Source organism: Microbacterium paraoxydans, from assembly GCF_900105335.1.
Lineage (GTDB): Bacteria > Actinomycetota > Actinomycetes > Actinomycetales > Microbacteriaceae > Microbacterium > Microbacterium paraoxydans.
The window spans coordinates 26,303-43,946 of record NZ_LT629770.1 but is presented as its reverse complement, the minus strand read 5'-3'; the positions used below and the strand labels follow the sequence as shown (position 1 = coordinate 43,946).

At 68.9% G+C, this 17,644-nt stretch carries 36 protein-coding genes; all 36 read right to left on the bottom strand.

Annotated features, from left to right (window positions below; translation table 11 throughout):
* Window positions 1-5 precede the first annotated feature (5 nt).
* The 36 genes from BLU02_RS00350 to BLU02_RS00195 all read right to left on the bottom strand — a co-directional run bounded on the left by BLU02_RS00350 (window position 6) and on the right by BLU02_RS00195 (window position 17,626).
* Window positions 6-287 carry a hypothetical protein gene (locus BLU02_RS00350; RefSeq protein WP_060921025.1) on the bottom strand — a complete coding sequence of 94 codons (282 nt, stop codon included), beginning with the start codon at window positions 285-287 and terminating at the stop codon, window positions 6-8.
* 753 nt (window positions 288-1,040) lie between these two features.
* Complete coding sequence (locus tag BLU02_RS17300; protein WP_157546946.1) at window positions 1,041-1,205, bottom strand: hypothetical protein; 165 nt, start codon at window positions 1,203-1,205, stop codon at window positions 1,041-1,043.
* Entirely contained in the window at window positions 1,202-1,384 is a 183-nt protein-coding gene (locus BLU02_RS00345; protein ID WP_060921026.1) for a hypothetical protein, read from the bottom strand. The genes BLU02_RS17300 and BLU02_RS00345 overlap by 4 nt, the downstream gene beginning before the upstream one ends.
* On the bottom strand, window positions 1,363-1,539 hold the full coding sequence (locus BLU02_RS17950) for a DUF7455 domain-containing protein (protein WP_441888663.1): 177 nt from the start codon (window positions 1,537-1,539) through the stop codon (window positions 1,363-1,365). Before BLU02_RS17950 ends, BLU02_RS00345 begins: the two co-directional genes overlap by 22 nt.
* 10 nt (window positions 1,540-1,549) lie before the next feature.
* On the bottom strand, window positions 1,550-1,885 hold the full coding sequence (locus tag BLU02_RS00340; protein ID WP_157546944.1) for an HNH endonuclease: 336 nt from the start codon (window positions 1,883-1,885) through the stop codon (window positions 1,550-1,552).
* Complete coding sequence (locus BLU02_RS00335) at window positions 1,882-2,082, bottom strand: hypothetical protein (protein WP_157546942.1); 201 nt, start codon at window positions 2,080-2,082, stop codon at window positions 1,882-1,884. Before BLU02_RS00335 ends, BLU02_RS00340 begins: the two co-directional genes overlap by 4 nt.
* Complete coding sequence (locus BLU02_RS00330; protein WP_083370840.1) at window positions 2,079-2,615, bottom strand: Lrp/AsnC family transcriptional regulator; 537 nt, start codon at window positions 2,613-2,615, stop codon at window positions 2,079-2,081. The genes BLU02_RS00335 and BLU02_RS00330 overlap by 4 nt, the downstream gene beginning before the upstream one ends.
* Before the next feature lie 287 nt (window positions 2,616-2,902).
* On the bottom strand, window positions 2,903-3,088 hold the full coding sequence (locus BLU02_RS00325) for a hypothetical protein (protein ID WP_231919610.1): 186 nt from the start codon (window positions 3,086-3,088) through the stop codon (window positions 2,903-2,905).
* Window positions 3,089-3,131: 43 nt separating this feature from the next.
* Window positions 3,132-3,359: a hypothetical protein gene (locus tag BLU02_RS17295; protein ID WP_157546940.1), complete on the bottom strand. Its 228-nt coding sequence runs from the start codon at window positions 3,357-3,359 to the stop codon at window positions 3,132-3,134.
* Window positions 3,356-3,796 carry a hypothetical protein gene (locus tag BLU02_RS00320; RefSeq protein ID WP_060921029.1) on the bottom strand — a complete coding sequence of 147 codons (441 nt, stop codon included), beginning with the start codon at window positions 3,794-3,796 and terminating at the stop codon, window positions 3,356-3,358. The genes BLU02_RS17295 and BLU02_RS00320 overlap by 4 nt, the downstream gene beginning before the upstream one ends.
* The gene (locus tag BLU02_RS00315) at window positions 3,783-4,130 is read right to left on the bottom strand and encodes a hypothetical protein (protein WP_060921030.1); all 348 of its coding nucleotides are present in this window, start codon (window positions 4,128-4,130) and stop codon (window positions 3,783-3,785) included. The genes BLU02_RS00320 and BLU02_RS00315 overlap by 14 nt, the downstream gene beginning before the upstream one ends.
* On the bottom strand, window positions 4,127-4,333 hold the full coding sequence (locus BLU02_RS00310; RefSeq protein ID WP_060921031.1) for a hypothetical protein: 207 nt from the start codon (window positions 4,331-4,333) through the stop codon (window positions 4,127-4,129). The genes BLU02_RS00315 and BLU02_RS00310 overlap by 4 nt, the downstream gene beginning before the upstream one ends.
* A complete protein-coding gene (locus tag BLU02_RS00305; RefSeq protein WP_060921032.1) occupies window positions 4,330-5,169 on the bottom strand; it encodes a hypothetical protein in 840 nt (279 codons plus the stop codon). The genes BLU02_RS00310 and BLU02_RS00305 overlap by 4 nt, the downstream gene beginning before the upstream one ends.
* Window positions 5,166-5,843 carry a hypothetical protein gene (locus BLU02_RS00300; RefSeq protein ID WP_060921033.1) on the bottom strand — a complete coding sequence of 226 codons (678 nt, stop codon included), beginning with the start codon at window positions 5,841-5,843 and terminating at the stop codon, window positions 5,166-5,168. The genes BLU02_RS00305 and BLU02_RS00300 overlap by 4 nt, the downstream gene beginning before the upstream one ends.
* Window positions 5,843-6,814, bottom strand: a complete 972-nt coding sequence (locus tag BLU02_RS00295; protein WP_083370839.1) for a helix-turn-helix domain-containing protein — start codon at window positions 6,812-6,814, stop codon at window positions 5,843-5,845. Before BLU02_RS00295 ends, BLU02_RS00300 begins: the two co-directional genes overlap by 1 nt.
* Entirely contained in the window at window positions 6,811-8,328 is a 1,518-nt protein-coding gene (locus BLU02_RS00290) for a DNA methyltransferase (protein WP_060921035.1), read from the bottom strand. The genes BLU02_RS00295 and BLU02_RS00290 overlap by 4 nt, the downstream gene beginning before the upstream one ends.
* On the bottom strand, window positions 8,325-8,492 hold the full coding sequence (locus BLU02_RS17290) for a hypothetical protein (protein ID WP_157546936.1): 168 nt from the start codon (window positions 8,490-8,492) through the stop codon (window positions 8,325-8,327). Before BLU02_RS17290 ends, BLU02_RS00290 begins: the two co-directional genes overlap by 4 nt.
* Window positions 8,489-9,052 (bottom strand): ASCH domain-containing protein, encoded by a 564-nt coding sequence (locus BLU02_RS17655; RefSeq protein ID WP_060921036.1) that lies wholly within the window; start codon window positions 9,050-9,052, stop codon window positions 8,489-8,491. The genes BLU02_RS17290 and BLU02_RS17655 overlap by 4 nt, the downstream gene beginning before the upstream one ends.
* Window positions 9,049-9,492: a hypothetical protein gene (locus tag BLU02_RS00280; RefSeq protein WP_060921037.1), complete on the bottom strand. Its 444-nt coding sequence runs from the start codon at window positions 9,490-9,492 to the stop codon at window positions 9,049-9,051. Before BLU02_RS00280 ends, BLU02_RS17655 begins: the two co-directional genes overlap by 4 nt.
* The gene (locus BLU02_RS00275) at window positions 9,489-9,941 is read right to left on the bottom strand and encodes a hypothetical protein (RefSeq protein ID WP_060921038.1); all 453 of its coding nucleotides are present in this window, start codon (window positions 9,939-9,941) and stop codon (window positions 9,489-9,491) included. Before BLU02_RS00275 ends, BLU02_RS00280 begins: the two co-directional genes overlap by 4 nt.
* Entirely contained in the window at window positions 9,938-10,168 is a 231-nt protein-coding gene (locus BLU02_RS00270; protein WP_060921039.1) for a hypothetical protein, read from the bottom strand. Before BLU02_RS00270 ends, BLU02_RS00275 begins: the two co-directional genes overlap by 4 nt.
* Before the next feature lie 14 nt (window positions 10,169-10,182).
* On the bottom strand, window positions 10,183-11,427 hold the full coding sequence (locus BLU02_RS00265; protein WP_060921040.1) for an AAA family ATPase: 1,245 nt from the start codon (window positions 11,425-11,427) through the stop codon (window positions 10,183-10,185).
* The gene (locus tag BLU02_RS00260) at window positions 11,427-11,807 is read right to left on the bottom strand and encodes a hypothetical protein (protein WP_157546934.1); all 381 of its coding nucleotides are present in this window, start codon (window positions 11,805-11,807) and stop codon (window positions 11,427-11,429) included. The genes BLU02_RS00265 and BLU02_RS00260 overlap by 1 nt, the downstream gene beginning before the upstream one ends.
* Before the next feature lie 2 nt (window positions 11,808-11,809).
* Window positions 11,810-12,028, bottom strand: a complete 219-nt coding sequence (locus BLU02_RS00255; protein WP_060921042.1) for a hypothetical protein — start codon at window positions 12,026-12,028, stop codon at window positions 11,810-11,812.
* Window positions 12,025-12,345 carry a hypothetical protein gene (locus BLU02_RS00250; protein WP_060921043.1) on the bottom strand — a complete coding sequence of 107 codons (321 nt, stop codon included), beginning with the start codon at window positions 12,343-12,345 and terminating at the stop codon, window positions 12,025-12,027. Before BLU02_RS00250 ends, BLU02_RS00255 begins: the two co-directional genes overlap by 4 nt.
* A complete protein-coding gene (locus BLU02_RS00245; RefSeq protein WP_060921044.1) occupies window positions 12,342-13,103 on the bottom strand; it encodes a helix-turn-helix domain-containing protein in 762 nt (253 codons plus the stop codon). The genes BLU02_RS00250 and BLU02_RS00245 overlap by 4 nt, the downstream gene beginning before the upstream one ends.
* Window positions 13,100-13,507, bottom strand: coding sequence for a hypothetical protein (locus BLU02_RS17280; RefSeq protein ID WP_060921045.1), 408 nt, complete (start codon window positions 13,505-13,507; stop codon window positions 13,100-13,102). The genes BLU02_RS00245 and BLU02_RS17280 overlap by 4 nt, the downstream gene beginning before the upstream one ends.
* Window positions 13,507-13,791 (bottom strand): hypothetical protein, encoded by a 285-nt coding sequence (locus BLU02_RS00235; RefSeq protein WP_060921046.1) that lies wholly within the window; start codon window positions 13,789-13,791, stop codon window positions 13,507-13,509. The genes BLU02_RS17280 and BLU02_RS00235 overlap by 1 nt, the downstream gene beginning before the upstream one ends.
* The gene (locus BLU02_RS00230) at window positions 13,788-14,267 is read right to left on the bottom strand and encodes a hypothetical protein (protein ID WP_060921047.1); all 480 of its coding nucleotides are present in this window, start codon (window positions 14,265-14,267) and stop codon (window positions 13,788-13,790) included. Before BLU02_RS00230 ends, BLU02_RS00235 begins: the two co-directional genes overlap by 4 nt.
* Window positions 14,264-14,545, bottom strand: coding sequence for a hypothetical protein (locus BLU02_RS00225; RefSeq protein ID WP_060921048.1), 282 nt, complete (start codon window positions 14,543-14,545; stop codon window positions 14,264-14,266). Before BLU02_RS00225 ends, BLU02_RS00230 begins: the two co-directional genes overlap by 4 nt.
* A gap of 8 nt (window positions 14,546-14,553) precedes the next feature.
* Window positions 14,554-14,859 (bottom strand): hypothetical protein, encoded by a 306-nt coding sequence (locus BLU02_RS00220; protein WP_060921049.1) that lies wholly within the window; start codon window positions 14,857-14,859, stop codon window positions 14,554-14,556.
* Window positions 14,856-15,899 carry a phage recombination protein Bet gene (bet, locus tag BLU02_RS00215; RefSeq protein WP_060921050.1) on the bottom strand — a complete coding sequence of 348 codons (1,044 nt, stop codon included), beginning with the start codon at window positions 15,897-15,899 and terminating at the stop codon, window positions 14,856-14,858. Before bet ends, BLU02_RS00220 begins: the two co-directional genes overlap by 4 nt.
* Entirely contained in the window at window positions 15,896-16,786 is an 891-nt protein-coding gene (locus tag BLU02_RS00210; RefSeq protein WP_060921051.1) for a PD-(D/E)XK nuclease-like domain-containing protein, read from the bottom strand. The genes bet and BLU02_RS00210 overlap by 4 nt, the downstream gene beginning before the upstream one ends.
* Complete coding sequence (locus BLU02_RS00205; RefSeq protein ID WP_060921052.1) at window positions 16,786-17,013, bottom strand: hypothetical protein; 228 nt, start codon at window positions 17,011-17,013, stop codon at window positions 16,786-16,788. The genes BLU02_RS00210 and BLU02_RS00205 overlap by 1 nt, the downstream gene beginning before the upstream one ends.
* Window positions 17,013-17,315, bottom strand: coding sequence for a hypothetical protein (locus BLU02_RS00200; protein WP_060921053.1), 303 nt, complete (start codon window positions 17,313-17,315; stop codon window positions 17,013-17,015). Before BLU02_RS00200 ends, BLU02_RS00205 begins: the two co-directional genes overlap by 1 nt.
* A complete protein-coding gene (locus BLU02_RS00195; RefSeq protein WP_083370838.1) occupies window positions 17,312-17,626 on the bottom strand; it encodes a hypothetical protein in 315 nt (104 codons plus the stop codon). Before BLU02_RS00195 ends, BLU02_RS00200 begins: the two co-directional genes overlap by 4 nt.
* Window positions 17,627-17,644: the final 18 nt, after the last annotated feature.

The window sequence follows — 17,644 nt, the reverse complement described above, 5'->3', positions numbered from 1 at the left end:
AGCGGTCAGCCGATGCCCCGCTCCGCCTTGAACTTCGCCAGCGACGTGGGCTCGTCGATCTCCTCGTCCGTGAGGGCCTCCGACTCGCCCTCACCGGGCTTCGCCGCCTTCGTCGGCTCCGGCACGTCAGGCGAGCCCTTCGGCTTCCCGCGCGCCGTCGTGTTCAGCACCATCCGCGCGTCCTTCAGCGCCGCCCGGTACTCGATCCGCGGCCGAGAGCCACCACCGCGGTCCAATTCGTCGGCCAGCGTGCGCAGCAGCTCGACGAGGGGTGCTTCCTCGGGCACGTTCGCGAGCCCCGTAACCCTCAGCATCCGCGTCAGCGCGGCCCTGTGAGGACGGTCAGCCTTCTTCGGCATCCGGGTCACCCCCTGGTAGAAATCGGGCACTTCGGGTCGGGGAGAGAGGACGGCTCCCCCGGGCTGTCGTCCGCCCCCTGGGGTGTTGCTGGATTTTTCGGGGGGTGGGGGTCTGCGGCTCGCGTGAGCGTCTGGGAACGTCTGGGGGTGGTCGGGCTACGCCCTCCCCGTGGTCTGTCCGTATCCGGGCGTGTGTGACCGGGGGTGGGTGGTTACCGTCTCCGCCGTCGGCGTGCGCCGCTGTCCCCTGCTGCCCCTCGGGGTGCGTGTGTGGGTGGGTAGGTGTACCCGGGGCCGAAGGTGAGGTCGGTGGGTGCGACGGGCACGCGGGCCGGGAGGCGTCCCCACTCCTGCGCCTCGTGTGCACCGTGGGGGTGAGCGGGCTCGGGTGGCCAGTTGAACGCGGTGCGCTGGTCGGGTGGCAGGTAGAGCGGGTGCGTCGTCTGCTCCCACGGGTGCTCGGGGTGATACGAGTCTGTGCCGTCGGGGTCAAGCTCGCGGCCGCTCATGCTCTGCGTCCTCTGAACGACCAGAGGTCGAGGAGTGTGTCCCAGAGGCGGAGGCGGCGGCGCGCACGTCTGGTCTCCGTGGAGGTGACCGGGTGGGTGCGGTCGTGTGCGGCGCTCCTGCACCATCCGCTGAGTGCTGCCTCGCGGTGTGCGACGAGGCGGGCGGTGATGGTCACGTCTCCTCCTCGGGGTTGAGGTGACACCACGGGATGAGTTCGCGTGGCATGTCCTCACCGAAGATCACGACGCCGGTGTCGGGGTGGATCCAGGTGTCGGTGATGGGGTCGTGGACGAAGTCGGGTGCGGTGCCGATGCCGCGGAGCGCGAGGGCGGTCACGCCGGCCATGATGCGCCCGGCTGTTCGACGTGGTCGTGCCACACCCTCACCCGGTCGACGTGGTCGGGATGGGTGGCGGGCGGGATGCGGGTGAGGAGCCAGCGAGTCGGGCCTCGCCAGATAGCGAGCGCTGACCAGCCGATGACGATCCCGACGGTCACGCCGATGGCGGTACGCATGCCGGCTCGATCGGGTTGAGGGTCGCGTTCGCGCGGATCAGGCCGACCATGTTCGCTGACGCGCAGTGCGTGCAGTAGGTCAGGGTCCGACCGGACGGGAGTGTCGCGCGTTCCTTCGCCTGGACGGCGGGCCCGCACTGGTCACATGTCTCCATGATGTGCTCCTCACCACCAGGCGGCGACTTGCTCGCCGAGTCCCTGCGTGTTGGCTGCACGCTTGCCTCGGCTGCTGTTGCAGGACGAGTGCGAGTGACGGAAGTTGTCGACGTCTTCCTCGAGGTCGGGCCGGTCGTCGACGGGGTGGTAGTGATCGAGCTCGTGGGAGTCGGAGGTGGTGCCCTGCCCGGCGTCGTAGTCGATCGCGTCGCGGCAGATCCAACACTTCGACTTCTCGACCTCGTCGGGGTTGGTGCTGCGCGACTGCCGCTTCCCCTCCTCGAAGAACTCGCGGCGGAGCTTGTGCATCCGACGGGATTCCTTGTGGGTGCGCTTGCCGGTCATGCTCCGGCCTCCCGTCCGAGGCGACGCTTCTCGGCGTTGCACCTGCCGCAGAACGTCTGGTCGAAGACCATGTGGACGCCGGCGGTGCCGAGGAAGTAGCCGCGGAGCCGGATCATCGCGTTGTACCCGCAGATCGGGCACTCGACGTCGTCGAGGTGTTCGCTGATCGTGTCGAGGTGGACGACGACGGCCATCATGCGGCCTTGCGATTCGGGCCGCGTGGGCGCGGCGACTGCAGGCCGAGCAGGCGGCGGCGCCGTGAGACGGACGGCTGTGACATGCCGACCGCGCGGGCGATTGCCGTGTCGGTGAGGCCGTCCGCGTTCAGGGTGCGGATGCGGCGGTCGATAGGGTCCTCGACGTGCACAGGACGACCACGCGTGCCGCCTCGCGCGGCGATCGGCTTCGGGCCGGGCTCGACCGGGGCGACGGTTGGTTCGGGAGCCGCGAGCGGTGCGGTGCCGACGGCACGGTCGGCGAGGCGGGACAGCAGGTCACCGACCTCGATATGCAGCTCCTTCGCGTGCCGGGCGAACGCCTTGTAGGTCGAGGGCCGAAGGACGGCGCGGACGAGGACGGCCGGACTGTCGTCGATCGAGTCGACGGGCTGCCCCTGCTTCTTCACGCAGTTCGCGCAGAGCCCGCGTCCGCCCTGCGCGATCGTGTCGGGGGCGTCGGCCTTCTTCGCGCCGAAGGGCCGCATCGTCCGGCTGCACTGTGAGCACTGCATGGCCGCCCCTCTCGTCAGTGGGTGGGTGGTACGCGGGCGGACAGGGAATGCCGCTGCCCGCCCGCGTCGTCGGACCGTGTTCGGGCGCAGGGGTCCCGTGCCAGCCGAGGGGATGGGTTCGGCCGGGTCGCGTGCGCTGCGCCCGAGATCACGAAAGCCCCGGCGTCTGGGGAACGGCGGGGCTTCGTTAGTGGTTGTCTTCGGTTCTGTGAGGCTGTATCAGCCCCTCCGACGACTTTCCGATCATGAATGTAGGGTATGCAAGCGCCGGGTCCGATAGCGTCCGCCTATTGGTCGGGGTCGGCTTCGGCGAGCCGCTTGCGGAGGTTGATCTGGTAGACGGGGTCATTCTTCATCCGCTCCCGCCACCAGGCGAGGAGGACGGACTCCTCGACGACGCGGACCTTCTGGCCTTCCCGGATCTCCCACGACATCGGCATGCCGCGTGCCCGCCAGTAGCGGACGGCTCGCATTGAACGTCCGACGCGGCGTGCGGCCTGCCGGTAGGTGAGCATCTCACCCATGACAACCTCGGGCGGTGTCGATGAGCCGGCGAACGGTCGACCATCCCGCGCGCCGTGCTCTGGAGATGGTCGGGATCTCGCCCCGGAGGGCGGCGAGGGCGAGGTCGCGCTGCCACGGCATCGGCTCTATCCCGAGGTTGGCGCACATCGCGTCGAAGCGGGCGGCGATGCGGCGGTCTCGGCGGATGCGGCGGCCCGCGCGACGTCTTTCGGCGTTCATCGCTGGTTCCCCTGCTCGTGTTCGGCGGAGGCGGCTCGAAGGCCGTCGCCGAGGGCGCTGAGGAGGTGCACGACGACCTCGGCGTGGTACTCGTGCGGGTGAGTGAGGACGGCGACGATGAGGGCGGTCATCGTCGGCCAGTCGGCGTTGAACGCGGCGGTCATGATGCGGCCTGCGTCGATGTAGTCCTGGGTGGCTCCGGTGATCTTCATCGCCCAGTAGTGGTTCTCGTCGACGACGACGCCCTTCGTGAGTCCGAGGGGGAATATCTTGTAGATCGCCCGGCCGAGGAACTCCATCAGGGCGTGCATGTCGCGGGTGTTCTGGATGTGCTCGTGCATCCACTGGGTGACGTGCTCGCTGTCCTGGTCGAACAGGTACGCGCCGAGTTCGTGGGTGTCCTGCTGGGTGAAGTTGGGGGGCTTACGCTCGGACATCGTCGGCTCCTTCCTGCTTCACCGGCACCCACTCACCTGCCGGGACAGCAGCACTGCGACGCACCAGCACCCAGTCCGGGTTGCGCTTGATTACGTCCTCTGCCCATTCCCTCGACGATGTCGGATTGGGTTTGAAGCCTGCACACGCATCCCAGCCGTACTCCCATTCCGGTTCCTCGGCTACGACACCAGCCCAGTCGGGGTCAGAGAGAATGCAGCGGGCGACGTTCCTCGTGATCTCGTGATCCAGGTAGACCCCGTCCATGACGAGGTAAGCCTGGATGTCTTCGCCGAGCGATTCGACCGCCTCGGTGGTCGGTGTGTAGTCGCTCATCGCGCACCCCCAGCAGCACGCAGAGCGGCGCGGCGGTCGCGCTCACGGATGAGCGCCTGTCGCGTGTGTTCGGCTGCGTCGATGCGGTATCCAGCCGCTTCGACGCCCTGGGCGATCTGGTCGTCGCTCATCTGCATGTACGGGGTGGTGCCGAGCGGGTTCGGGATGCTGGGCTGCGGGTACATCATGATTGGGTCGTTCATCGCTTCGCCTCCTCGGCCGCGCGGAGGGCGGCACGCATCTGATCCTTCTCGTCGTCCTTGAATGGGAAGCCCGCGGGTGCGGGGTCGTAGCCAAGGTGCGCGATGAGTGCGGCTTCCACCTGCGCGTCGGACGGTTCGCCCTGCGGCTCCGGGACGGCGGCGAGGATCGCAGCGACGTGGTCGACAGCCGCGGCATACCCGTTGAAATACCCCTGCTGCTGGGCGAACGGCACCTTCGCGACAGGCTGACCGGTACGTTCCTGGGACACCTCGAAGGGTTCGCCGTCGATCCATGCCCGCAACATCGCGATCAGGCCCGCGCTCGACTCCGGTACCTCGGAACGACGGAAGCGCCACACGTCCGAAGCGAGGATCGCATCGACCGCCTGGTGGATGGTGCTCATGTCGGTTGCGGCGTAGTCGCTGAGCTTCGTCATCACCATCACGTCGATCAGCGCCTCCCGCTCGTCGTCGGTCGGGGTGTGCGCCTCAGTAACCACGAGCTCGACCTCGTGCGTCGGCACCACCCACGGGAGCGCCGCTGCCACCTTCTCGGCGCACGCGTGCATGTACTCCTGGATGCCGGGGACGGCCCGGTCGAACGATGCGCCCGGCGAGTAGACGACCTCGTGGAGCACGCGGGCGAGGCTGGTGAGGTCGTGTTCGGTGAGGCCGATTCGTTCCCGTCGGGCGGTGGTGCAGTCGTCGCACCCGCATCGTCGGAGCGAGGTCTCGAACACCTCGAGCACGCGGGCGATGTCGTCGCGGCTCGGGGCGGTAATGTCGCGGACGGCGAATGCCGTGACCACGTCGTCGATGAGCTTCTGGTCGGTCATGATGCTGTCCCTTCGTCTTCGCGGTGCTCGTCTCCGCAGGTCGAGCAGGTCTTCACTTCGACGGATCGCGCCCGTCCGTCACGGGACGTCGCCCACCACGTCCGCACCGTCGTCTCCCCGCACACCGTGCAGATCGCGAGCCGTGCCCGTCGCGGGTGCGGGAACACCCCGTAGCGGCCTCGTAGGTGTCGGATCAGGGCGAACAGGTCCGTCGGTTCCTTGTCGAGCACGGGGGCCTCTGCGATCCGGTCGCCGTGGTCGATCAGCCACCCGACGGCGATGAGTGCTTCCCCGCGAGCGGTGAGCGGGTCCGCGTCGACGGTGTTCCCGATGGGTGGCACCGGTCGGATCGGGCGGGAGACGACCTGCGCCGCGGCCCCGAGGTAGGTGATGAGTTCGTACCAGAGTTCGCGGGCGTCGGCTGCTGCGCCCTGTCCGATGATGCGGCCTCCGGAGCTGACCGTGTAGGCGTCGAGTGCGCGCATGTTGTCGAGGTAGCCGCCTCCGGTGATCTGGTCCTTGTCGAAGCGGGAGCCGCCGCCGACGGGGATGTCGGGAAGGGTGGCGTCGACGATCGCGTCGATCAGGTCGGGGAGGATCGCGAGGTGCCACTCATGCTCGCGCACCCACTGGTCATGTGCGGCGTTGGGGTCGATGATCGTGAGCGGGTCCATCACTCGCCTCCTGCCTGTCGGCGTGCGGCCCTGTGAGCGTTCAGCATCGCTTCGGTGCATGTCGGGGTGCTCGGGCATCCGCGACCGCGGCATCCGGCCGTGTAGCCGTCAGGGGTGCCATGTGTGATGTCCGCGTCGGGGGCGAGTTCCACCCGCTCCGGCCTTGTGGTCGTGCGGGGCTTGTACGGTCCGCGGGTGCGTGCCCGGTTCAGGGGAAGGTTGAGCCGGACCCGGGCCTGGTAGACCGCGGACCGGGTGGTGCCGAGCTCGTCGGCGATCTGCTGGTCCGTCATGCCCTGCCCGTGCAGCTCGACGATGCGACGCTGCCGGGCGGCACGCGGCGACTCCTCGTGTGCCCGGGCGACCTTCGGCGACAGGCGCGGGAGCTTCAGCTTCTCCCGACGGATCGTGCTGATCGTGCTGTTCGCGACACCCATGCGTTGGGCGATCACCGTGTCCGAGTAGCCCTCGGCGTGGAGGCGGGCGACCTCGGCGACGTCGACGATGATCCGGGGCGGCGGGCCCTTGATGCCGAGCGCTTCCCGGGTGCGGGTGACCGACGCGATCGCGACCTTCAGCTCGGCCGCGATCTCCCGGACCGTCTTCCCCTCGCTGATGAGCCGGCGGACGTCGTCGCCGATCCGCTCCGTGAGGTTCGGCTCCGCAGCGCGCGCCTTCCTCTCGTCGCGTTCCTTCTCGGCGCGGGCGGCGGCGGCCTTCGCTTTCCGGTTCGCGGCCTTGTCGCGCTCCCGGATCGCCTCAAGCTCGGCGGTCTCCTCGGCGACGATGTCGGCGGGGTTCTCGCCGGCGTCGACGCGCTTCCGGAATCCCCAGTCGCCCTGATACCGGATGTAGACGTCGGTGCAGGACACGGCCGCGCCGCAGGACACCGTGGAGCCGTGGCATCCGGCACGGTACCCGTCGACGGTGCCGTGCTCCACGGTCGCGAGGACCTCCATCGTGCGGCTCATGCCACACCCCCTTCCCAGTCGCCGAATAGCGACGTCTGCAGCGGCTTCCGCACCCTCGCGAGGATCAGCGGAAGGTGATCGGCTTCGAGCTCGATCAGCGTGCATTCCATGCCTTCGAGCAGGGCTGCCTCTCCGGTGGTGCCGGAGCCGGCGAACAGGTCGAGGACGTGGCCGCCGCGGCGTGTGACGAGGCGGACGAGCCAGCGCATCAGGTCGAGGGGCTTCACAGTCGCATGCGCGACGCCGTCGACCTCGGGCCGCTCGGTGCCCGGGGCCTTCGCGGCGTAGCGGAACGTCGGGAAGTAGCGCGACGCTCCCCCGCTGTCGCCGTACGAAACCATCTCAGTTCCCTCGGCGCGCGATTCCTTGCCTAGCGCTGCGCCGCGGTTGCCGTCGCGCGCTGCGCTCGAGGCGCGCTTCACCGCTCCGGTGCCACTGGTCAACGTGCCGGTCTGCGCGTCGAGCGCAGCGGCCTGCGACTCGTCGAGCAGCACGTTCGACGGGAACCGACCCGCTTTAGTTTCCCCCTCGTACGTCTCGGCGTCGGGATCGTCCGGGCGCCAGTTGCCGCCTTCCCTGTTGAGGGTCGCGCCCGGCTTCAGCTGCTTCACCTTGTACGCCTTTGCCTCGCTGCCAGCGGTGTGCACACGGTTTGCGTCGATGTTGATCGCTCCGGTGCCGTACGCAAGCACGTTCGCCGCGACCGTCCCGACCAGCGGCTTCCGCGCGACGATGATCGGCTCGAACGCCGGCTTGAGCGCAGTACCCCAGCCCTCCCACTGGCGCGCCACATCTGAGGTCGCGCGGGCGATTTCGCCTGAGTGGCCGAGACCGATTACTGTGCCGTCGCCGCGACGGTCCTGTGCCTGCCCGATGATCTCGCGCGCGGCCCACGCCTCCCCGGGTGCGCCCTTCCGTCCGTTCAGCCGCCATACCTCGTCGTCGAGCTCTGAGGCGCCGGGGATAAGATCCCGCAGGCGCCCCCAGTTCTCGACGGACGCGATGGCTGCTCGACCTCGAATGCGGGAAAGCCACCACCCGCCCATGTCGCTGGTGCCCATCGCTTCGTCGATCTGGCGACGGGTGACGCCCGCGGCTGCCGCGAGGTCAGCGAGCCGGGTAGTAACTGCGAGCACTTCGTCTTGGTCATTCCGCGACTTGTCGATCGCGTTTGCCACGTTCAGGGACTTGGGAAATCCGCTGCCGTACATCCAGGCGATCGAGTCGCGGATCTCGAACCCGGCATCCTCGATCGCGACGGCGATGCGGTGCCAGGTGCGGGTGCCGCCGAACGCGAGAAGATGCCCGCCGGGCTTGAGCACGCGGAAGCACTCACGCCACACGTCGACGTCGTACGCGATGCCGGACGAGTCCCACCCCTTGCCCATGAAGCCGAGCTCGTAGGGCGGGTCGGTGACGATCGAATCGAACGACGCATCCGCGAACGTCGGGAGGATGTCCTTGTTCGACCCGTGGAACAGGCGGAGGCCGGCGTCGTCGTAGTGGAGGGTCATGGTGTGGTCTCCTTGTCTGCTCGGATCGCGGCTGCGCAGTTCGGGCAGGTCACGGTGCGGAGGTCGTGGGCGAACTTGGGGGCGTCGGTGGTGCCGCAGTACGCGCGGCGGGGGTTGTCGGTGCGGGCGTGGAGGCGGTCGGCGACGGGGGTCGGGGCGCTCATGACGTCGCCGCCAGTCGCGCGACCGGCTCGAGGCCGCATCCGGGCTCGTGGCCGTAGAGTGCGCCGATCGTGCCGCCCGCGCCGCAGGTGCACCGATCGGTCTCCTCGTACAGCCAGTCCCCCGCGATGCCGAACGCGGTCCGGCGGAGGCCGAGCGCCCCGCGGTACGGGATCGGCTCGTCGAGCGCCCGCGGGTTCGCGAGCACGAGGTGATGCCCCGCGCGCTCCGCCCACTCGGAGCAGACGAACCAGTCGCCGTCGTGCTGCTGCTCGATGCATGACTCGACGGGGTGCGAGTCGACGAGGTCGACGACGCCGATGATCGCACCGGCGGGGTCGCGCCACGGCTGCGGCTCGTCGTAGACGCCGTCGTGTCGGTTCATGATGCCGGCGAGTACGTTCGACTGCCAGTCGTCGGCGTATGCCTTCGCGACGTGGATGAGGACGGGTCCGCGGTAGTCGCCCGCGATGTTCCGCGTCCGGTTCTCGACGGTCTTCCCGCCGTGGATAATCGCCCACGCCCACGGCTGACGAACCGTGAGGATCCGCGCGGCGCTCATGCTGCGCTCTCCTCGGTGGTGTCGTGGCATGAGCAGGTGCAGGGAACCTCGACGTCGGCGTCGTCGTCCCACGCCGTGTCCTGCCACCCGTGCGGGTGCTTCCCGGCGGCGCAGTCCGGCGACACCGGCGCCGAGTGGGACACGGTCGCGCCGAGCTCGACGGCGATCGTCTCGACCTGGACGTGTGCACGGTCCTTCTCCCGCTGGATCGCGACGTCGAGCGCCCCGAGCAGATCGAACGCAGGTGCCACCACTGGTCGCACAGCCTCGTTTGCGGCGCTCTCAGCGTTCCCGGCGGCCTCCACCAGCTCGGCGGCGAATGCGCGCGCCTGAGCGGGCGTGAGCCGCATTTTCCGCTTCCGCATCCGGGCGAGCACCTCGCACTCGTCGGTCCAGTCGGCGTCCGCGACGAACCGGACGTACTCCTCCTCGATCGTCATCGCTGCTCACCACCGAACGAGCAGTCGAACCACGGCTCCTGGAAGTACGCGAACCGCTTCTCGCAGACGAGGTTCACCTCGTCGCCGGCGTCCAGCGATCGGAACCGCTGATCGCCGGACCGGATGAACAGGTCGACACCGTCGACGCGGGCGATGAAGACCTGACTCATCGTGCCCTCGTCGCCGTTGAACGCTGATTCCACCTGCGTCAGTTCGCCGGTGATCCGGTACGTCTGGTAGTAGGAGACGTCGTACGGCGGGAGCATCGCCCCGAAGTAGAAGCCGCCGAGGATGAGGAGTGCGAACGGCGAGATGATCGTCGGGAGCATCCACAGCGACAGGTCGTCTCGCCAGAGCGCGAAACCCCCGACGACGGTCAGCGCCACCAGCACGACCATGAGGATCGGGATGATCCAGATCCACGGGTTGAAGAAGATCGACTCGATCATGATGCGTTGTCCTCCGTGTCGGTTGCGAGGGCGGCGCGGATGTCCGCCCGAAGCTGGTTCTGCCGCGCGAGGCGAGCCTTCGCGGTGTCGGTCTTGGCGCGTTCGCCCTTGTCGTGGTCCAGGAACGAAGCGCCCGCACGGAGCACCTCGATCTGGTTCGAGAGCCGCAGCTCTGCACGCAGGTCGTCGAGCGCGTCGACGATCCGTCGTCCCTTGTTGGTAGCCATCCCCATGTCCTTTCTCAGTACGGCAATCTCTCCCAGGGCCAGTTGTTGCCCCAGATGAGCTTTCGAGGGAAGTCCCGGCGGTCACGGTCCCCGCGCCACCGGACGAGGCTGAACGTCGGCGTCCGCCCCTCGATCTGCTTGTCCCGGCGGATGCCGAGACCGAACTCCGGCCAGCCCAGGAGCGTCGACGAGCCACGCGGACGCAGCCCCCGCTCCCCCGTGCCGTCCTTGTCGAGACCCGCGTGGACCTCGATGAGCATCGCGACGTCGCGCTCACGGATGGAGTCGAGCGCGTTCAGCACGGGCTTCGCCTCCTCCTCCTTGTTCAGCGACCCGCCCGTCATCCGGTACAGCGGCCCCATCAGCACGAGGTCCGGCTTCGACTCATCGATCCAGCGGTGGATCCGGCCGAGGTCGTTCGCGTTCGTGATGTCCATCGGCGGCACGCAGTGCAACGCGAGGTGGTCGCGGGGGTCACGCCGCCCGACCATCGCCGCGCGCTCCGTGAGCCCGCGCACCGCACGCCGCCACTGCCGCTCGCTGTTCTCGACGTCGATGACGAGGACGTTCAGCGGCGGGATGTCGCTGCCCTCGAACGGGTGCAGGCCGGCGGCGGACATCGTCGCGATCTGCCGGAGGAACGTCGACTTGCCGACGCCCTCACCCGCCGAGAGCATGAGCCTGTCCTGCCGCTCGAGCAGGCCCGGGATCGCCCAGTCGTACGCGTCGTCCTCCTCGGGAACGTCCAGCACCTCACGCAGCCACCGGACCGACATGCCACCGACGGCCATGTCGCGCAGCGTGCGGAGGTCCTGCGCCGCGCGTGCCATCGCGACCCCCGGCTCGACGCCGCCCTCCATGAGCCGGGCACCGATCAGCCGGAGCACCCGCTCCACGGACGCCTCCCTCACCTTCGACGCGTAGAACCGTGCCGCGTCGGCGGTGACCGTGCCCCACTCGGAGAGCTCCGGCAGCGAGATCCCGTGGACGCCCCACGCCGCGAGCTGGTCCCACACGGACAGGTAGTCGATGTGCGCCCCGGCGAGGTGCCACTCGACGACCCGGGTGAAGATCACACCTAGGCGGCCGTCGTGGAAGTCGCCCGCTGCGACCTCCCGCTCGAGCGCAGGGATGATGCGGGGGTGCGCGAGCATCCCACCGATCACGCCCTGCTCGAACAGGGCCAGGCCGTCGACGGCGGGTGCCGTGCCGGGAGCGTACGGGTCCTCCGGCGGGACCTCGTCGAGGAAGTCGCTCATCAATCCCTCTCCTGCCGCGCGAGTCCGCGCTGGTAAAGCGGGGTCTGCTCTGGGATCAGGCAGAGCAGACCATCGACGTACATCCACTCGGTCGCACCGCACCGGGTGCAGGTCTTGCCCACGGGGTGCCCGCGATCGGAATACGGGTCGAAGTCGTGCTCGAGGTGCTGTCCGCACTTCGTGCACTCAGCGCCTAGGCCTGTGGCCCCGTAGGTGCCGACGCGGTTCTTCCAGTCGTGGTTGCAGGAAGCGCGGGTGGCCCGCACCGTCTCGCGAAGCTTCGCAATCTCCGTGGGCTCGCTTTCAAACCGTGAAGGGTTGAACCCGAGGCGGAGGTCCCACTCGTAGACCGTGCGGGCGGCATCCTTGATCGCGTTCACTGTCACACCGCCCCGCACATGCAGGCGCCGTTGCGGGCGACCTCGGTGAAGCACTCGCCGCACACGGTCGGCGCGGCCGGGCAGGTGACGTGCTCCCACTCCGGGTCTGCACCCGCCGCGCCGACCTCCTCGTTCAGCCGGATCATCTGCCCGGGACGGATGCCGAGGTCGCAGGCGAAACACGGCCCGGGGTGCGTGGCCTCGGTGACGATGACGCTCATGACGTGATCTCTCTCTGCTCAGGGTGCAGTCGCTCGTACGCGGCGACCGCGGGATAGTCGGGCTCGATGTCGTTGCCGTACTCGTCCTGCTGTGGACCGAGCCCGGCGAGACGGATGCGCTCGACGGCGACGCGGACATGCGCCGGCGTGAGGTAGGCGGTCGACTCGCGCTGGTGGAGCTTCACGGCCTCCACGGCCGTCGCATAGTCGAGGTCGCTCACGAGCTCGTGCCACGCGATCACGGTCGAGTCGCCGATCTGCCGGTTGTCGATCACCTGGATCCGGATGAGGAGCTGGTTCGTCTCCTGGATGTTCATGCGAGCGCCCCCTGCTCACTCGCGAGAGCCGCGAGACGGGCACCGCGCTCGATGCCGTCGCGCAGACGATCGTCCGGAGTAGCGCGCCCGCTCTTCGACGCGTTCCACCGATGCGCCTTCCGCATCCAGTTCCGCCACGTCGCGAGCCAGTCGAGCTTCGACGCCTTCGCGCCCGACTCGGCCCGCCAGTAGTCCACGAACTCGCGTGTGTGAGCATCGACGTCCAGACCCGGAACCTCGGCCGCTGCCCAGGCCCTCATCTCCGCCGTCAGCACGAACGGATCCGGGATGCGGGCGGCGCGCTTGCGTGCCGCTACCTCACCGGGTTCTACCTCTCCGGGTTCTACCTCTATAAGAGGAGTGGCTTGCAGCTCCTTGCCGGTTGCAACCTCCTCCGTTGCCGGTTGCATCGCGTTCGTTGCCGGTTGCATCGAGCTACCGGCAAATGTTGCCGCCAGGTCCGGGGAGCCGTTCGGGTGGAGCGTGTACCCATCCGGGAGACGGTTCCCACGACCCCTCGTGCCGGTCGTCCGACGCAGCCGCTCGATCACGCCCAGCTTCTCGAGCTCGGCGAGCATGCTCCGCACGGTCCGCTCACTCAGCCCCGACTCCTGCGCGATCGTCGCCTGCGACGGGTGAATCCCACCCAGGCCCGACCGAGACGCCAGCGACGCGTACACCAGCACCGCATTCCGGGGAACCCGCTTCTCACGGATCATCCAGTTCGGCACGGCCGCGAAGCCCTCCGCCTTGCTCATAGCCCTGTCCCTTCTTCGACCTCGACGGCGAGCCCGCTGCGCGTCAGCAGCCACCACGTCCCGTCGTCCCTCTTGATCCGAATCCCCGCCGGCGGATTGATGCCCCGGCGGACGATGTACCCGTAGTCCTCGGCGATCGCACGGCGGGACTCGACCCACCCGTGACACCCGGTCGTCCCCGACCCGCAGAGGATCAGGCAGTTCGTGACGTCGGAGATCATGCGAGCCAGCTCGCCGTCCTTCCGACCCACCCCGCCCGCACCGCGCGGCATCCGGTGGTGCGCCGACCAGCCACGCCCGCGGTCCTCGAACCGGAGCGGGCGCCGGCAGCGGAAGCACCGCTCCCGCTCTCGTTTGAAGAACGCGTGTCGTACCGTCGCCGCGGTGAAGTCCCCGGCGCCCATCAGATCCGCTCCGTCCGGTACAGGTCCCACGACATCAGGTCGGCGTGACCGCACCCGCGGCACCGTGTCTCCCGGCCCATGTTCAGCGCGATCACCGTCTCCCAGCGGGCATAGCACCCGAGGCACATGACCGTCGTGTGCTCGCAGCACGCGAGCCCGATGAACCACGCGGCGTCCGCGTCGCACACCGTGCACTTCGCCTCGAAGTCGAGCGCCGCGAGCGTGTTCTCCTCGACCATCCCGCGCACCCACTCGTCGACGTCCGACGGTTCGTTCTCGTTCACGACAGCCCCCCGTGCCGGTAGGTGATCTCGATCTGCTTCCCGATGGACTGCAGCCGGCTCGTGTAGTCCGACAGGAGGTTCCCCACCCGGCGGGCCTTCTCGAACGCGACGACCGCCCGGTCGTACTCCTGCCGCTGCGCGACCGTCGCGATCCGCACACGCGACGCCTGCTCCCGCGCCGGGTAACCGGCTGTGTCGATCACGGCCTGCGCTCGCGCGTCCTGGTACTCGCCCGACTTCTGCCGCTTGATCTCCTCGGCCGTGGCGATGATCGCGACCATGCGCGCCGCCCACCGCGAAGCGTCGTTCAGCGCGTCGATCACCCAGTCGGGCGTCCGGATCGACGCCGAGTCGAGGGGGTGCGCGATCAGCCGCGCTTCCTCGGTGTACGCGTCGAGCGAGTCGGCGTCGATCAGGGTGCCGTCTTCCCAGACGAGGACGTCGCCCCGGCGGATGATGGCCTGCGGTTCGCTCATGATCCGAACGCCCCCACCGCGACGACGTCGACCCGCTCACCGATCACGGCCTCGTGCACGATCTCCGCGCCGCCCGCCGTCCGGGTGATGAGGTGCATCGCCGACGCCGACCGCGGACCCTCGACCCGGTGCACGACGACGTCCTGCCCGTCGAGGTGCACCGTGTCACCGGGCATCACGTTCCGCACGTCGATCCGACCGGGCACCGACTCGAGGCCCATGTCGGGCACCTGTCGCCAGTCGATCCCGAGGACCGCGCCGTGCTCGTTCCGCACCATCGGCCGGCTCACAACCCCAGCCCCTCTCGGATCTCGGCGCGCAACTGGTACTGCGCATCCCAAGACGGGACCGACGCCTCGGCACCGTCCATCAATGTCTGCGGCACGCTGAGGGCGATGAGGTTCGCGATCCGCCGCTGCTCGACGGCGCGCTCAGCGATCTCGTTCGCCTTCTGCTGCACTTCGACTAGCGCGAGGAGGCCGTGTGCGATCGCGTGCTGTGCGTGCACCCCGGCTTCCTGCAGGTCGTCCGTCTGCTCCGCCGCCTGACCGTTGTTGATCGCCGACTCCACGTGATCGATCCGCTCGCTCATGACTCCTGCTCCTCTCCGGCGGCCATGTCCGCCTCGATCTGTTCCTCACACGGGCCGCAGATGCCGCCCTCGTCGTCCGCCTGCGGAAGCCCGCAGTTCGAGCACGGCCACTCACCGACCACGTCGGCATCGACCACGCCCGGTTCCGTGCGCTCGTCTCCCGCGCTCTCCACGCCGTCGGCACCCTCCGGCGCCTCCGGCTCCACATCGGCCGCCACAGCGGCATCCGTGCGCGCCTCGGCCTCCGCAGCTCGCGCACGGCTGGCGATCGTCGAGATGCCCCGACCCTGACGGGGCTTGCTCTCCGGCACGACGACCGTCTGTCCGTCCATCTCCTCCTCCGTGTAGAGGCCAGAGAGATCCATCGGGAACGCCTTCCGCAACGCGAGCGCCTCGGCGACCTTCGCGAGCATCAGGTCAGGCATCTTCGCCCACGTCGCGCCGAGCACCTTCTTCCCGGTCTTGCGACCATCGCGCCACTCGTCGTTCTCGACCTTGTACGAATCCCACCGGGCGACCGCGGTGAGCGGCTGGTCGAAGTCCTCACGGAACACCGACACCCGGGCGGCGACCGGGTAACCCTCGCCCGTCCACACGTCCGACCAGACGAGCTCCTCGGTCCAGACGATCGACCCGTCCGCGTCACGGATGATGGACCCGTCGAGATCCCGCATCGGGGTGCGAGTCTTCGAACCGTCCGTCCACTGGGGCTGCGACTGGCCGCGATACATCCGCGAACGCTGAGCGACCAGCCGCATCCCATCGATCGAGACCTGAATCGTCCACTTCCCGCCACGCTCGATCGCGTAGATCTGCCGGGCGATCGGGTCGAGACCAGTGCGCTCGCACTGCTGCAGGAACGCGACCACCGTCGACGTCGGAGCGGGGACCGGCTTCGCGTCGCGCTTGCGGATCACCAGCCCCGCGAAGTCGAGCAGCGCCTTCTGATCCGGCGTCCACAGGTCGGTGTTCGCCGTCGTCGGGAGGACGATCGACGCCCCCGTCAGGACTGGCGTGTGCACATCGTTCGAGGTGTTCACAGCCACCCCTCCTCATCCGTCATCGCGGTCTGCCGCTCGTACCAAGCCGGCACGGGCAGGTCACGGATCTCTCCGCCGTCCTCGTCATCACCGGGCCACACGCCCTGCTCCGAGCACCACGCGAACACGTCCAGCGCCGCCCGGATCTTCGCCTCCCCACCGACCCGCCACGCCGGGTCCGCGAGCCGCACCACACGCACCTCGTGCGGGAGCTCCTTCTCGACGAAGATCAGGTTCATCGGCCCCGGGTCGTACCCGAGCACCCGGATCACCATCTGCCGGTACATCTCCGCCGACAGGTCGTAACCCAGGTCGACCACCGCGTTCGTGATCTTCCAGGCACTCACGTCCGGCGTCGTCTTCACGTCGGCGAGGACCCCCTCGCCGAGCGCGTCGAGCCGACTCCGCACCTGCACCCCGGTCGCCTCGTCCTCACCGAACAGCGACACCTCACGCCACGGCGCCGCCTCGAGCACACGCCGCGCCTTCACATTCGTCAGCACCGCGTCCGCCATCCGACGCACCGCCTGGAACTCCCGCGGCTTCAGCGGCACCTTCCCCTCGGCGCGGGCATCCTCGACCCACGCCTTCGCCTTCGCGCTCGACACCGACGCGTACTGCCCGGACAGCAGCCCCGCCGGGATCTCGACGATCGGCATCCCGACACCGAGGATCAGCTTGTGCGCCGCATGCCCAACGTCGAACTCCTTCTTCGGCGCCCGGTTCTCGGTCCGCGCGAGCCGGAAGTGCTTCGGCGACCGGAGCAGGACCTTCATCCCCGACGCCGACAGCGCCGGGTGCGCGTGGTACTCCTCCTCGTCCATGCTCGGCTCGAACCGCCCGGAGACGACCTCCGGGCGCTCGAGTACCGTCTCCGGGCCGCCCATCAGATGTGCCGCCCGTTCTCGTCGATGACGTTCCGGAACGTCGGCGGGCCGAGGATCTCGCGTTCCGTGGGCTTGCCCTCGTCGATCAGGCCGAGCAACGGCCGCGACATGTGCAGGCGATCACGCAACACCGGGAACAGGTCAAGGGCGGACGGCCGCAGCCGATCCTCCCGAGCCAGCCGCTCACGGACGACGGGCTGCGGTGCTGCGAAGTGACGAGCGCGCATCAGCTCTGCTCCTCACCGCGCGGACCGCGCACCCGCTCGATCCAGCGACGCAGCAGACCCAGACGTGCCTCGTCCGTCACCTCCGACAACTTCGGGTTCAGCCGCGGGATGCCACCGCTCGCGATGAACCGCTCGATCCGACGCGGCGACCGCGCCGTCCCGAGGTGCACGCCCTCGTCACCGTGCCGGCGGAACACCGGCGCCGTCACGAACGACCGCTCCTCGACGGGCGTACCGACCTTCTGCGCCTTCACGAACGGGATACCCGCCCGCTTCCGGTCCTTCCGGGCTCGCGTGCTCATGCCTCCACCTCCGGGATGTCGAGCGCGCCCTCAGCGGTCCGCGCCTTGTACGCCGTGTCGCGCAGCTTGGTCGCCGACGCCTCCGCCTTCTCCTCGAACAGCGGCTCGATGTGGTCGATCTGCACCACCGGGTACCGCTCGTCCGCGATCTCGTCGTGCATCACCTTCGGCACCGAGTACGTCACGATCGCCGTGACCGTGCCGCCCGCCTTCGCGAGCTCGATCAGCCGGTCCTCCGCACCGAACATGCCGTTGCGTTCCGCCTTCGGGACGCCGTTCTTGAACGACGTCGGCTTCATCTGACTGGTCATTTCCATCCCCTATCTCGT